This window comes from Klebsiella indica (assembly GCF_005860775.1).
In the GTDB taxonomy this organism is placed as follows: Bacteria; Pseudomonadota; Gammaproteobacteria; order Enterobacterales; family Enterobacteriaceae; genus Klebsiella; species Klebsiella indica.
Genome location: NZ_VCHQ01000026.1, coordinates 1 through 14,153 on the forward strand (window position 1 = coordinate 1; position 14,153 = coordinate 14,153).

Annotated in this window: 9 protein-coding genes and 1 pseudogene; 5 read left to right on the forward strand and 5 right to left on the reverse strand. The window is 53.8% G+C overall.

What is annotated here, in order from left to right:
• Both FE839_RS17895 and FE839_RS17900 read right to left on the reverse strand, forming a co-directional pair.
• A partial coding sequence (locus tag FE839_RS17895; RefSeq protein ID WP_171034911.1) for a fumarate hydratase occupies positions 1 to 539 on the reverse strand: 539 nt, incomplete at its 3' end.
• A gap of 54 nt (positions 540 to 593) precedes the next feature.
• Positions 594 to 2,099, reverse strand: coding sequence for an anion permease (locus tag FE839_RS17900; RefSeq protein WP_138362134.1), 1,506 nt, complete (start codon positions 2,097 to 2,099; stop codon positions 594 to 596).
• Between the two features lie 627 nt (positions 2,100 to 2,726).
• On the opposite strand from FE839_RS17900, the gene FE839_RS17905 reads away from it, so the two are divergent.
• Entirely contained in the window at positions 2,727 to 5,504 is a 2,778-nt protein-coding gene (locus FE839_RS17905; RefSeq protein ID WP_138362135.1) for a flavocytochrome c, read from the forward strand.
• Positions 5,505 to 5,574: 70 nt separating this feature from the next.
• Positions 5,575 to 6,525 carry an FAD:protein FMN transferase gene (locus tag FE839_RS17910; RefSeq protein WP_138362136.1) on the forward strand — a complete coding sequence of 317 codons (951 nt, stop codon included), beginning with the start codon at positions 5,575 to 5,577 and terminating at the stop codon, positions 6,523 to 6,525.
• Here the strand turns inward: FE839_RS17910 and dcuR are convergent.
• From dcuR to FE839_RS17925, 3 genes are all read right to left on the reverse strand, one after another.
• Positions 6,506 to 7,225 (reverse strand): two-component system response regulator DcuR, encoded by a 720-nt coding sequence (dcuR, locus tag FE839_RS17915; protein ID WP_138362137.1) that lies wholly within the window; start codon positions 7,223 to 7,225, stop codon positions 6,506 to 6,508. The two genes, FE839_RS17910 and dcuR, sit on opposite strands and share 20 nt — an antisense overlap.
• The gene (locus FE839_RS17920; protein WP_138362138.1) at positions 7,222 to 8,835 is read right to left on the reverse strand and encodes a sensor histidine kinase; all 1,614 of its coding nucleotides are present in this window, start codon (positions 8,833 to 8,835) and stop codon (positions 7,222 to 7,224) included. The genes dcuR and FE839_RS17920 overlap by 4 nt, the downstream gene beginning before the upstream one ends.
• 194 nt (positions 8,836 to 9,029) lie before the next feature.
• Positions 9,030 to 9,917 carry a LysR family transcriptional regulator gene (locus tag FE839_RS17925; protein ID WP_138362139.1) on the reverse strand — a complete coding sequence of 296 codons (888 nt, stop codon included), beginning with the start codon at positions 9,915 to 9,917 and terminating at the stop codon, positions 9,030 to 9,032.
• A gap of 210 nt (positions 9,918 to 10,127) precedes the next feature.
• Here FE839_RS17925 and FE839_RS17930 point away from each other — a divergent pair.
• The 3 genes and pseudogenes from FE839_RS17930 to mqo all read left to right on the forward strand — a co-directional run.
• A pseudogene (locus tag FE839_RS17930) lies at positions 10,128 to 10,379 on the forward strand (SDR family oxidoreductase); the annotation flags it as partial.
• 410 nt (positions 10,380 to 10,789) lie between these two features.
• Positions 10,790 to 11,695 carry an N-acetylmuramic acid 6-phosphate etherase gene (locus FE839_RS17935; protein ID WP_138362140.1) on the forward strand — a complete coding sequence of 302 codons (906 nt, stop codon included), beginning with the start codon at positions 10,790 to 10,792 and terminating at the stop codon, positions 11,693 to 11,695.
• A gap of 436 nt (positions 11,696 to 12,131) precedes the next feature.
• The gene (gene mqo / locus FE839_RS17940) at positions 12,132 to 13,787 is read left to right on the forward strand and encodes a malate dehydrogenase (quinone) (RefSeq protein ID WP_138362141.1); all 1,656 of its coding nucleotides are present in this window, start codon (positions 12,132 to 12,134) and stop codon (positions 13,785 to 13,787) included.
• Positions 13,788 to 14,153 lie beyond the last annotated feature (366 nt).

Below are 14,153 nucleotides of genomic sequence, written 5' to 3' on the forward strand. Positions count from 1 at the left end.
AACCTGTACTCGTCGCCATCAACGCTGTAGAGGTCGATTTGCGCCGGCAGGTTGGTGCCGGTATTGACCTCTTTATACATATCCAGCGGCGCGTTCTGCGAATAGCGCAGGTTGTCCTCGGTATAGGTGTTATAAACCCCCTGCGCCAGGGCGGCCTCATCGCCGCCGCCGGTCCATACGCGCTGGCCTTTCTTGCCCATAATAATCGCGGTGCCGGTATCCTGGCAGGTCGGCAGCACGCCTTTAGCGGCGATATCCGAGTTGCGCAGGAACTGCAGGGCCACGTATTTATCGTTTTCGCTGGCTTGCGGGTCGTTAAGGATATCGGCAACCTGCTGCTGATGAGCGGGGCGAAGCATAAAGGAGGCGTCGTGGAAAGCGTGTTGTGCCAGTAGCGTTAGCGCCTGAGGTTCAACTTTCAGAATCTCCTGGCCTGCAAATTCGGCGACGGAGACGTAATCACTGCTGAGAAGATAATACTCGGTATCGTCCTTTTCCAGTGGAAAAGGATCCTGATATACAAATGGTTTAGTTGACATTGCTATGCTCCCTAAGAGTAAAACCGCCGGGAGTTAGATCCCGGCGGTTATGAATCAGAACATCATGGACATCCACGGATAGCCAATCAGCAGCAGGGCGGCCAGGAAGATCGCGCCGAAGATAGTGCCAAGACGCCAGTAGTCTTTGGTCGGCAGATAGCCGCTGCCATAGTAGATTGGGCTGGGGCCGGTACCGTACGGCGTGATAATCCCCATCACGCCGAGCGAGGTCACCATCAGCAGAACGAATACCTGCATGTTCATGCCCGGAATCGTCGCGGCGATGGTCAGCATCGCGGGCAGCAGGGCGGTAGTGTGCGCGGTGGTGCTGGCAAACAAGTAGTGCAGCAGATAGAACGCCAGCAGCAGTACGACAGTCGCCACGCCGGGGGAGATACCGTTCATCAACGCGCCGCCTTCTTTACCCAGCCAGGCGATAAAGCCGGTGGAGGAGAGGCCGTCGGCCAGCGCCACAAGGGTGGCGAACCAGGCAAAGGTGTTCCATGCCGCTTTGTTGCTGGTGATATCGTTCCAGGAGAGCACGCCAGTCCACAGCATCAGCACGATAACCAGCAGGGCGGCCAGCGCCGGTTCAATCCACTGGGCGGCAAAGATCCACATCATCAGCGCACAGCAGACAAAGACCAGCAGCAGAATTTCATTACGCGACAGGCGACCGAGTTTTTCCAGCTCGCGGGCGGCCCACAGCGGCACTTCATCGTTGACCTTCACTTCCGGCGGATAGAACCAGTAGGCTAGCAGCGGCATGACCAGGATCAGCAGAATACCCAGCGGCAGGAAGGCGATAAACCAGGTGCCCCAGGAGATATTAATGCCGACGATGCTTTTTACCAGCGCCAGCGCCAGCAGGTTCGGCGCCAGCGCGGAGAGGAACATGGAACTGGTGATACAGGCGGCGGTGATCGCCACCCACATCAGGTAAGAGCCAATGCGGCGCGCGCTCGGGTCGTTGGGTTTAGAGCCGTACAGCGGCGGCAGGTTAGCGATAATCGGGTAGATGGTGCCGCCGCTGCGCGCGGTGTTGGACGGTGTAAACGGCGCCAGCAGCAGGTCGGCGAAAGTGATGGCGTAGCCCAGCGTCAGGCTGCGGCGGCCAAGATATTTCACCAGAATCAGCGCCAGGCGGCGACCGAACTGGGTTTTATCGTAGCCTGCGGCAAACATAAAAGCGCCGAAAATAAGCCATACGGTGGAGTTACCGAAGCCGCTCACCGCCCATTTAAAGGAGGCGCTGGCCAGTTTGAAGTTCGGCGCGGCCACCTGTTCCGGGCTGAACAGCAGCCACTGGCTGCACAGGGCAATCACCACCACCCCGGTGAGTCCAATAACCGCGCCAGGCAGCGGTTCGAAGATCAGGCCGACGATAACGCCGACAAAAATTGCAAAATAGTGCCAGGCATAAGGAGGCAGGCCATCAGGCACCGGGATAAACAGCAGGAGGACGGCGACGATAATGGGCATTGCCATCATCAGCAGACGTTTATAAGCAGCATTGGTGGCTGCACCGGCAGGCGGTATGGTTGTCTTTTTCTCTTTCATAATGCGTATCTGCAAGTAGTTAAAAATAGATTCTGGTTACCGGGAAAACGACCAATTTCTTTAGTTGCAAAACTTTCTTTAATTATTAATTGTTGGTTTTGGTCATTACGGTGATAGCTATTTAGCGCTGTTTAATTGAGCAATAAATTAAAATTCATGGTTATTTATATATTGCGCCTTCATGCTACATTGCAATTGATTGAGATCAAGAAAAACGGATTATTGGTTACTTTTTTATTATTTATAATAACCCTATATGATGATGTGGTTATTTTGTATAAAATATAGTTAGATGTTAAATAATAAAACAGATAAAAATTGAACTTCATTATAACACATTGATAATTATGTGTTTTATTGCTTATTTGTTTTTCTGATGCTATTAACAAAAGTTTCTGTTTTGTTATCATTCCTTGCAATCGTGTGAATGAATTATTTTTTATTAATAATACAATCGAGGTATTGGTGTTATTGCTGGTATTAAATAGTTTTTTAACTAATGTAATTGCTTTAGTAACTAAAAATGGCGCTATATTATGAGCATGACTTAAGGGGTTACCAAATAAAAATAAAAACGATTCCGTCACTCAATTTTGAATTTTTAATATTTAAATCTGGAGCGTCATTATGACCAGTAACCAACGAATTCTGCATCCTTTTACTTTACCGAACGGCACTGAACTTAAAAACCGCCTGTTAATGGCGCCGATGACGACCTGTACTGGTTATTTTGATGGTACCGTCACCAGCGAACTGGTGGAGTACTATCGTGCGCGTGCCGGAAGCATCGGCGCCATTATTGTTGAATGCTGCTTTGTTGATGATTTCGGTCTGGCATTTCCAGGCGCCATCGGTATTGATAATGATGAAAAGGTGGCCGGTCTGGCAAAAATCGCCGCTGCCATTAAAGCGGAAGGATCAAAAGCGATTCTGCAGATTTATCACGGTGGCCGGATGGTTGACCCGCAGCTTATCGGCGGACGCCAGCCCGTGGCGCCCAGCGCGATTGCCGCGCCGCGTGAGGGCGCAGCGACGCCGCGCGCGCTGAGCGCTGAAGAAGTGGAAGGCATGATCGCTAAGTTCGGCGAAGGCGTGCGCCGTGCGATCCAGGCCGGTTTCGACGGCGTAGAAATTCACGGCGCGAACACCTACCTGATCCAGCAGTTCTACTCGCCAAATTCCAACCAGCGCGACGATGAATGGGGCGGCAGCCGCGACAACCGCGCCAGATTCCCGCTGGCGGTGCTGGATATTACCCATAAAATGGTCCGCCAATACGCTGACGACGCCTTTATCATCGGCTATCGCTTCTCGCCGGAAGAGATGGAAGTCCCTGGCATTCGCTTCGACGACACCATGTATCTGCTGGAAAAGCTGGCTGCTCGCGGCGTGGATTATCTGCACTTTTCGGTTGGCGCAACTCTGCGTCCGTCGATTGTTGACACCAGCGATCCGACACCGCTGATTGAAAAGTATTGCGCCATGCGCTCGGAAACGCTGGCTCAGGTGCCGGTGATGGGGGTGGGCGGCGTGGTTAACGCCGCCGATGCGGAACAGGGGCTGGATCACGGCTACGATCTGATGGCGGTAGGGCGTGCCTGTATCGCTTATCCTGACTGGGCGGCGCGAATTGCCGCCGGCGAAGAGCTGGAGTTGTTTATCGACAGTACCCGGCGAGAAGCGCTGACCATTCCGGAACCGCTGTGGCGTTTTTCGCTGGTAGAGGCGATGATCCGCGATATGAGCATGGGCGACGCGAAATTCAAACCAGGGGTGTTCGTTGAAACCGTTCAGGACGATGTCAATGAACTGGTTATTAATGTCAGTCTGGAAAACGATCGCATTGCCGATATCGAACTGGCTGCCAGCCCGCGACAGACCGTCGAGTTCACCACCAGTTTTGAAGAAATCCGCGAGCGTATTCTGACCGCCAATACGCCGCACGTTGATGCCATTTCCGGCGCGACCAGCCAGAGCGAGGCGGTGAAAAAAGCCGTCTCCAAAGCGATGCTGAAATCGAGTAAAGCGTTGGCCGCTGAAGAGGGCGAAGGCGTGGTAACGCCGAAAAGCTACGATGTTGTGGTCGTCGGTAGCGGCGGGGCCGGACTGGCGGCGGCTATTCAGGCGCACGATGAAGGGGCCAGCGTGCTGATCGTCGAGAAAATGCCGACCATCGGCGGCAACACCATTAAGGCCTCAGCCGGGATGAACGCGGCGGAGACCCGCTTCCAGCGCGTGAAAGGTATTAAAGACAGCAAAGAACTGTTTTACCAGGAAACGCTGAAGGGCGGTAAAAACAAAAACAACCCGCAACTGCTGCGTTGCTTTGTGGAGAATGCGCCGGAAGCCATCGAATGGCTGGCACGGCGCGGCATTATGCTTAACGATATCACCACCACTGGCGGCATGAGCATTGACCGTACCCACCGTCCGCGCGACGGATCGGCGGTTGGCGGCTATCTGATCAGCGGCCTGCTGCGCAATATCACTAAACGCGGTATTGATGTTCTGCTGGACACTTCGGTGGAAGAGATCCTGATGACCGACGGTGCGGTGAACGGCGTGCGCCTGATCAACGATGAACAGGAAACGGTGTCGGTTCAGACGAAGAGTATTGTCGTCGCCACCGGTGGTTTCAGCGCCAACAGCGCGATGGTGGTGAAATACCGCCCGGATCTGGCGGGCTTTGTGACCACCAACCACAAAGGCGCCACTGGCGGTGGGATTGCGCTGTTAGAGCGCATCGGCGCGGGCACGGTGGATATGGGGGAAATCCAGATTCACCCGACGGTGGAGCAGCAAACCTCGTACCTGATTTCCGAATCAATTCGCGGCGGCGGGGCGATTCTGGTGAACCAGCAGGGCAACCGTTTCTTCAACGAGATGGAGACCCGCGATAAAGTTTCAGCGTCGATTATCGCGCTGCCGGAAAACTTTGCGTACATCGTGTTCGACGAGCACGTCAGGGCGAAAAACAGAGCCGCCGATGAATATATCGCCAAAGGCTTTGTTACCAGCGCCAGCTCGCCCCGCGAACTGGCAGAGAAACTGGGGATGGATTATCACGCTTTCCTTGCTACCCTGGAACGCTACAATGGCTTTGTTGAAAAACAGCATGATGATGATTTTGGTCGCACTACCGCACTGCGGGCGCCGATTAATGAAGGCCCGTACCACGCGATTCGCATCGCACCGGGGGTTCACCACACCATGGGCGGCGTGACCATCAACAGCGAAACTGCGGTGCTGAACGATGAGCATCAGCCGATCCCAGGGGCGTATGCGGCAGGCGAAGTGGTTGGCGGCATACACGGCGGTAACCGCATCGGCGGTAACGCGGTGGCGGATATTATTATCTTCGGCACTCTCGCGGGCCATCATGCGGCGAAATGTGCCAGAGGGTAATGTGTAAAGCGACACCGGCCGGGCAGGCAAATATGCGGCCCGGCTTATTACCTCTCTCAGGGAGTGTATTATGTCCGACAACCGCATCTACAGTTATTCCGCTGTTCTGATGGGATCTCCCATTCTGCTTAAGCTCTATGTTCATGATGAAGCCCTCGCGTCACGCGTCTTTCAGTTGATTAAAGGCTATGAAGATCTGCTTACCGTTAACCGCGCCCGGTCGCAGGTGATGGATATTAACCATGCCGCCGGGCGTCACCCCGTCACCGTAAGTCGGCCGGTCTATACGCTGATTAAATGCGCTAAAGCCGCCAGCATGGTGCGGGACAGTGCGTTCAATCTGGCGATAGGCCCGCTGGTGAAACTGTGGCGTATTGGTTTTCAGGGCCATCGTGTGCCTGCGGCGCAGGATATCGCCGCCCGACTGGCGTTAACGCGCCCGCAGGATGTGATCCTTGATGATGCTGCCGGCAGCGTCTATCTCGCACAGGCGGGAATGGAGATCGATCTTGGGGCCATCGCCAAAGGCTATATCGCCGATCGGGTGCGAGATTATTTGCAACAGCAGCGGGTGAGTGACGCGCTGATTAACCTCGGTGGTAACGTGCATACCCTTGGAAGATGGTCGATAGGGCTGAAAAAACCCTTCTCAACAACGGATGCGCTGATTGGCAGTATTGCGGTGACGGGGCAGTCGGTGGTGACATCAGGGATTTATGAGCGCTATTTTGAGCAGGATGGTCAACGCTGGCACCATATTCTCGACCCGCGTAGCGGCTATCCGCTGGATAACGAACTGGAAAGCGTGACGATTATTGCCACAAACTCTCTCGATGGCGATATCTGGACTACCCTGATTTACGGTCTTGGGGTGGAGAAAGGCTGCGCGGCCCTGCGTCAGCGTGAGGATATCGACGCGATTTTCGTCACTAAAAATCGCGACGTTATCCTCTCTTCACAGCGCGGTTTCCGCTTCCAGTTGCTGGATGATGGCTACCGGCTTATTGACTGTACTGCTTAAGCAGGCCGTACTGCTCGGCGATCAGATGATAGCGGTACACCGGGCGACCGGTGGCGCCATAGTGAATGTTGGTATACAGAATATTAATTTGTGCCAGCCAAATCAGGTATTTACGGCACGATACGCGGGAGATGTTCACCGCCGCCGCCAGTTCGTCGGTGGAAAATTCAACGTCCGGGTGAGCATCGATCCACTGGCACAGGGTGCGCAATGTCTGAGCGGTCAGGCCTTTTGGTAGTTTGCGCGCATCGGTGGCTTCCGCGACGCCGCCGTGCAGCAGTCGGTCAACATCCGCTTGCTCATAGTAAGGCTGGCCAATCATCAGTTTACGTTTTTCCCGCCAGGCGGTCAGCGCTTCTTCAAAGCGCGGAAACTGGAAAGGTTTGATCAGATAGTCGACCACACCATAGTGCATTGATGCCTGCACCGTTGCGGCGTCCGCGGCGGAAGTAATCATAATGACATCGATGGCGCGCCCGGAAGCGCGGATCGTGGGCAGCAGATCCAGACCGCTATCCTGCTGCATATAGACGTCGAGCAGCACCAGGTCTATCTCCAGCGTCTTGTCGTTAATCATCTCCCTGGCTTTACTCAGCGTAGATGCCGTGGCGATACAGCGAAAACCACTGACTCGCGCCACGTAGAGGCGGTTCAGTTCGGCGACCATGGCATCATCGTCAACAATTAATACATTTATCACGCACTGTTCCTTTTACTGTCCCAGGGAAGGTGAACAAAAAATTGAGTAAAAACGCCGGGTTCGGATTCGACAGCCAGCGATCCGCCCAGATCGTGAAGCTGCTGACTGGCAAGAAATAGCCCGACGCCGCGATTCTCGCCCTTGGTGGAGAAGCCTTTATTAAAGATATCTTCGATGAACGCTTCCGGGATCCCGGGGCCATCATCGCTGACCTCGCCGCTTAGCCAGCCATTCTGATAGTGCAGCAGCAGGCTGATTTCACCTTCGGCCTGGCCGTTCATGGCATCCAGCGCATTCTCGATCAAATTACCCAGTACGGTGACCAGCACGGTCACCTGTTTTTCATTCGGGCAGTCTGGTACCAGACTTTCGTCGGCGAGGGTCAGGGTAAACCCGCACTCTTTCGCGCGTTGAATTTTGCCAATTAAAAAACCGGCGACCACCGGTGATTTAATACGGTGCTGGATTTCACCAATATCCGCCTGATAAGTATGGGCGGTTTGCAGTACGTACTCTTCCAGCTTGTCGTAACGTTTCATATTCAGCAGGCCAAGAATCACGTGCAGTTTATTCATAAACTCATGTGAAGTGGTACGCAGCGCATCCACATAGTTTACCATCCCGTCCAGCCGTTGCAGTAGCTGGCTGACTTCGGTCTTATCACGGAAGGTGCTAATCGCGCCGACCACATCATTTTGGCTGCGGACGGGAACCGTGTTGCTGAGCAGTAAAAAGCCGTTACATCCCAGTTCCCGATCGTAAATAGGCTGTCCGGTTTGCAGAACTGCCTGCAGGTCCGCCAGCAGAGGCGTCTGAGAGATATCATTATCGGGGCCGCTAAACAGAATATTCCGTGCGGCAGGGTTAATCAGCGTCACCTGGCCGTCAGCATCCACCGCCACCACGCCCTCTTTTAGCGAATGCAGCATCGCCTGGCGCTGCTGGAACTGCGTTGAGATCTCTTGCGGCTCAAGCCCCAGCAGAACGCGTTTCAGGCCGCGGACCAGGCACCAGGTCCCCATCGCGCAAACCAGCGCGCTGAACAGCACGGTTAAAATCACATCCCAACGGCTGGCGGCGATTTGCTGGTCTACTTTGCTCAGTGAAATACCAATCGCCACCACGCCGATTTGCCGGTGGTTATCGTCAAAGACCGGCGTGAATACCCGCAACGCCGGGGCCAGGACACCGTGGTTGACGGCGACGTTTTCTCGGCCTTTCAGCGTTGGCAGGATATCATCGCCGATAAAGGGGTGACCGATCATCTGGCTATCGGGATGCGAATAGCGGATGCCGTCCATATTGGTGACCACGGCAAACAGCAGGCCATTGCGTCTGGCGGCGGCCAGCGCCAGTGGCTGAATGATGCCGCTGTCCGGCGACCGCGTAAGGCCGCGCTTTACTTCCGGCGTGTCAGCCAGCGTCCGCGCCACCGCAAGCGCCGTATCTTTTACACCGTCGCGGGTGGCATCGCCAATCTGCATAAACCACAGGATATAGACCAGGATCAGCACTGAACCGATCACGCTGCCAATCATTAAGGTGACGGCGGTACTCAGCTTCATACTCATTGAGCGTTTGCGTGCCGTCTGCTGTGCCAGTTCACTCATACCAACCCCATGGCAAAACGTATAGATGCGTATTATCGCTGAACGGGGGGCTTTCATAAAGCTGTGTAAAAAAACGAAATAAGATGGATGACAAAACTGTTTTACCTGTTGTCCTCGTTCTTTACCGGCCAGGCGGCGTCAAGGAAACCTGAGTTCGACAACCCGCGGATAATTCTCTCCGCTGCGTTTTTATCTCAGGTTCTCAGCAGAGAGTCGACAAATGCCCGCAGTGGTGTCGCCATGTGTTTTCGACTGGGGTAGTAGAGATAAAAGCCGGGGAAAGCAGGCGTCCATGTTTTGAGTAACTGAACCAGTTGACCTGTTTCCAGCCAGGGATCAACCTGATGGGCGAACTGATATGCGATGCCCACGCCCGCGAGCGCTAATGGCGTAAGCATGGCTGGTTCATCCACGATGATTGGCCCATTGACCGCAATCTCGCAGCGTTCGTCATGGCGCTGAAACTCCCATCGATAAACGCTGCCGTCGCTTGGTCGTCGATAAGTCAGGCAGGGGTGCTGCAACAAATCCTGTGGTTTGCGGGGAGGCGTCGCCTGCGCCAGATAGTGCGGCGATGCCACGACTTTCATCTCAAGATCGCCGCTTAGCCTGACGGCAATCATATCCTGATGAAGCTTCTCGCCCAGACGAATTCCCGCATCAAACCCTGACGATACGATATCAATCAGAGCATCATCGGTAATGATATCCAGCGTAATGTTAGGGTAGCGTTGCATAAAATCGCCCAGCATCGGGGCCAGATAATGAATAGCGGCGACGCGTGATACATTGAGCCGCAAACGCCCTGCGGGGGCGTGAGTCGTTTGTGCCTCGGTAACCGCGTCTTCCAGCGCAGTCAGTGCGGGGCCCAGCTGTTGCATCATACGTATCCCGGCCTCGCTGGGCGCGACGCTGCGCGTGGTGCGGTGCAGTAAACGCACGCCGATACGCGCTTCGAGCCGACGAATGGTTGCGCTTAATGTGGAGGTCGTAACACCAAGATGCGCGGCAGCACGGGTGAAACTGCCTTGCTCAACCACCATGGCAAAGGCGCGTAATTCAGCAAAATCACTTCCACGCATTATATCTATTTTCCCAAACAGTTCTGTTGATAATAGTAATATTATCAAATAGTCCTTCGCTGGTTACCATCTTGATGGATTTCATTAATTGACCACCAATGATCATCAGGGTAACGACAATGGCAAGATTTACTGCAAAAAACATTCTTATCACCGGCGCGACAAGCGGTATTGGGCTTGCCGGGGCAAAGATCATTGACCGCGAGGGCGGCGTCCGCGCTGGGCGCGAAAAATATTCGGGTTAACACGTTAGTTCCGGGACCGATTGATACCGATTTTCGCCATTTTATGCGTGAAGATGTTCGTCGCGAATTTGAAGCATCGGTGGTCAGTCGTCTGGCGCTTATCCGTCAGGGGACGGCGGTTGAAGCCGCGGAAGTGGCGCTTTTTCTTTTATCCGATGCCGCGTCATATGTCAGCGGAAGCCAGTACTTTGTTGATGGCGGCCTGACGCTGCGCTAATGATGCTATTGCATCTGAGGCTGATGACAAACCTGATTTAGATATTGTGCTCACATTTCTGCCGGGTGGCGGCTATCGCCTTACCTGGCATATAAAACGAATAATATCATTATGTTATGGGTTTTTCGTAGGCCCGCGCAAGCGAAGCGCCGCCGGGCAATTCCGGAAAAACGCACTTTGTCAGCAATCTGTGATGCTATTGCATCTTATCTCAATGCCATTGCCACTGGCTGGAAAACAGACAATCGACAGATGGAAAATTTCATCGGCGATAAAACTGTGACTACCGTGGAATTAAGCATGTCAGGAATGCTTTACACTTCCATTTATAACCATGGTTAATGAAAGGGTTTGCCCCAGGTTCTCACTTTCGCCCCTGTAAGTTGTTTCTGTGTTAAATGGAGGTTTTTATGAGCAGTAAGCCAACCGCTTCAATGATGGAACGACGCCACCCTGAAACCACCCATATTGATACGCTTGCCACACTCGATATGCTGGCGATGCTGGATAAGGATAATAAGCAGATTGTCGACGCTGTTGCGGCCTGTTTGCCGGAGATTGCCCGTCTGATTGATAACGCCACGGCGGCGTTGAGCCGGGGAGGGCGACTGGTTATTGTCGGGGCTGGCGCATCCGGGCGTGCCGCCGTGCAAACGGTAAATGAATTTGCGCCTGAGGGAAAACATGCTCTGGTTGCGCTGATCGCCGGAGGCGCGGCAGCCGCGCTCCAGGAGATGGAAACCGCCGCGAATGATTACGATCTTGGCGCCTTTGAGCTACAGGCCATACAGTTCAGCAACCAGGATATGTTGCTGGCGCTGACGGTAAGCGGCAAAACTCCGTGGGTGTGGGGAGCGATGCGTCACGCCTGGTCGCTCGGCGCGCCCATTGCGGTTGTGACGCAGGAAGCCGACAGTGAAGCCGCACAACTGGCGGATATCATTATTGCCCCGCAAACCGGGCCAGAGGCGGTAGCGGGTTTTGGTAATCCGAAAGCGCAAATCGCGCAGCGGCAGATCCTCAATATGCTGACCACCGGGCTGGCGATTCGCGAGGGGCGAGTCTACGAAAACCTGCGTGTCGATCTCCAGGCCAGTACACCGCGCTGGGCCGAGCGCCAGATTGCTATTGTGATGGCGGCAACGGCCTGTTCGCGCAGCGAAGCGAAAGCGGCGCTGACCAGTTGCAATCAGCACTGCCGGACGGCGATATTGATGATCATCAGCGGGCTTGATGCCTGGCAGGCGCGTGAACTGCTGGCAGAGAATAACGGTCATTTGCGCATTGCGCTGCGTGCGATGCAGCCGGTCGCGTAAACTCAGTCATCGGGCGTGTATTTTCGCGATACACGCCGAATGAATGAAAATAATCTTTTTCAGGGGGATATTATATCCACACGGTTGGTCTGTGCTTAGAGCCTATCCCATTAGGGCTATTTTGCTTGTCATTTTGAACCTGGGCAGTGCTCAGAATCCTCACGTACTAGGTGTACGCTCCGGTTCTTCCGCGCTGGCCGTGTTCAATCTGTCTGCGCCAATAACGCCTGGTGGGATAGGCTCTTATTCCGTTATTGTCTGGCCGCCCGCGAATTCCCCTGTCCCGTAATTTTTGTCATTATTTTACTTTTTTAAGTTAAAAAACCAGAATAATAATCATGACTGCGAGTGAATGTGTAAATGGCATTTTAAAATAAAGTAAAACTGCGTTAATATGCACATCCTTATTACACTTGTGCTATGTGATATTTTTATTATGCCTGCAATTAAAAAAACGATTATATCGATGACCGCATTAGCGATGCTGGTTAGCCCGATCGCTTTCGCCAATGACAATACCTCAAATAAAACCGATTTCCTGTTGATTGGCGGCGGCATTATGAGCGCGTCGCTGGGGACCTGGCTGCAAGAATTACAGCCGGAGTGGAAACAGGTGATGGTCGAAAAACTGGATGGCGTGGCGCTGGAGTCCTCGAACGGCTGGAATAATGCCGGTACCGGGCACTCCGCCAATATGGAACTGAACTATACGCCGCAACGCCCGGATGGGTCTATTGATATCAGCAAGGCGCTGAATATTAACGAACAGTTTATGATCTCCCGCCAGTTCTGGACGGCGCAGGTCAAACGCGGCATTTTGCACGATCCGCACTCGTTTATTAACTCCACCCCACATATGAGTTTTGTCTGGGGCGATAATGTGGATTATCTGCAAAAACGTTATGCCGCATTGCAACAAACCACTCTATTCCAGGGAATGAAATTTTCCACCGATCACGCGCAAATAAAACAGTGGGCGCCGCTGGTGATGGAAGGCCGCGATCCGCAGCAAAGCGTGGCGGCGACATGGACGCCGGTTGGTACCGACGTTAACTATGGGGAAATAACCCGTCAGTTAATCGGTAGTCTGAAAAAAAATAATAACTTCACGCTGCAAACTTCTTCCGAAGTCACCGATTTTAAACGTAATGCGGATAATTCCTGGCATGTGACGGTCAAAAACGTTAATAGCGGCGAAGAGCAGGCGATCGATGCAAAATACGTATTTATCGGCGCGGGCGGCGGGGCGCTGAAATTACTGCAAAAAACCGGCATCCCGGAAGCGGATAATTATGCCGGTTTCCCGGTTGGCGGCTCCTTCCTGATGACTGAAAACCCGGCAGTGACCAACGAGCACCGACAGAAAGTGTACGGTCAGGCCTCGGTTGGCGCGCCACCGATGTCGGTACCGCATCTTGATGCGCGTTTCATTGACGGTAAGCGGGTGGTGCTGTTTGGGCCATTTGCCACCTTCTCAACGAAGTTCCTTAAAAATGGCTCGTTCTTTGATCTGCTGAGCACAACCACCACCAGTAACGTGCTACCGATGACACAGGTTGGTCTGGATAACTTTGATCTGGTGAAATATCTTATTAGCCAGGTCATGCTGAGCGACGACGACCGTTTTGCGGCGCTGAAAGCGTATTATCCGGACGCGCGCAAAGAGGACTGGAAGTTGATTCAGGCCGGACAGCGTGTACAGATCATCAAAAAAGATGCGGAGAAGGGTGGCGTCCTGAAACTGGGCACCGAAGTGGTGGTCGATCAGCAGAAAACGCTCTCCGCACTGCTGGGGGCATCACCAGGGGCTTCCACCGCCGCGCCGATCACCCTGAATGTGCTTAAGCAAATGTTCCCGGAGCAGTTTAATTCACCGCAATGGCAAAGCCGCATTCGCGATATCGTGCCGAGCTACGGCCAGACGCTGAACGGCAATGTCGCGCTCACTCAGCAGGTCTGGGATGATACGGCGGCGGCGCTGCAGTTAACCAAACCGCCGGTGATTGAGATGAACGCGACCGCGCCGGTTATGACCGCCAAACCGGCAGCGCCGCAGGCGGAAACGTCACCGCAGCACGATATGGCGCTGTAAGTCCGTTTCGTTGAAATGCCCGGTGGCGTCTTACCGGGCCTACGGGATGGGTGTTGCAGGTCTGGCAAGGCGCCAGCCTCCGCCCGACAGCAATGCGAGCGTCATAGCCAAACGGTTGTTCGCCAGCCTCAGACCCCGCAAGTCGGGGTTTTTCTTTGCCCGCTTCGCTATGGATTAATTTGCGCTATCCGGCATCGGTCGTGAATGAATAAATCCTGCTCATTGCCGCAATCCTTTTACCCGGGATTATCTCCTCGCGACTGCCAGCCGGGCGAAACCGCTAAATTGCAATAAGTTATGTCTCTGCAGGCATATCCCGGTTCCGGCTAATTTTTTAATCGTCCATTGTGGTTATACTGTATTGAA

What these genes read in the sequence shown, in the direction of transcription:
- FE839_RS17900 (WP_138362134.1), bottom strand. Translation starts at nt 2,099, where the DNA reads ATGAAAGAGAAAAAGACAACCATACCGCCTGCCGGTGCAGCCACCAAT.
- FE839_RS17905 (WP_138362135.1), top strand. Translation starts at nt 2,727, where the DNA reads ATGACCAGTAACCAACGAATTCTGCATCCTTTTACTTTACCGAACGGC.
- FE839_RS17910 (WP_138362136.1), top strand. Translation starts at nt 5,575, where the DNA reads ATGTCCGACAACCGCATCTACAGTTATTCCGCTGTTCTGATGGGATCT.
- FE839_RS17920 (WP_138362138.1), bottom strand. Translation starts at nt 8,835, where the DNA reads ATGAGTGAACTGGCACAGCAGACGGCACGCAAACGCTCAATGAGTATG.
- FE839_RS17925 (WP_138362139.1), bottom strand. Translation starts at nt 9,917, where the DNA reads ATGCGTGGAAGTGATTTTGCTGAATTACGCGCCTTTGCCATGGTGGTT.
- FE839_RS17935 (WP_138362140.1), top strand. Translation starts at nt 10,790, where the DNA reads ATGAGCAGTAAGCCAACCGCTTCAATGATGGAACGACGCCACCCTGAA.
- mqo (WP_138362141.1), top strand. Translation starts at nt 12,132, where the DNA reads ATGCCTGCAATTAAAAAAACGATTATATCGATGACCGCATTAGCGATG.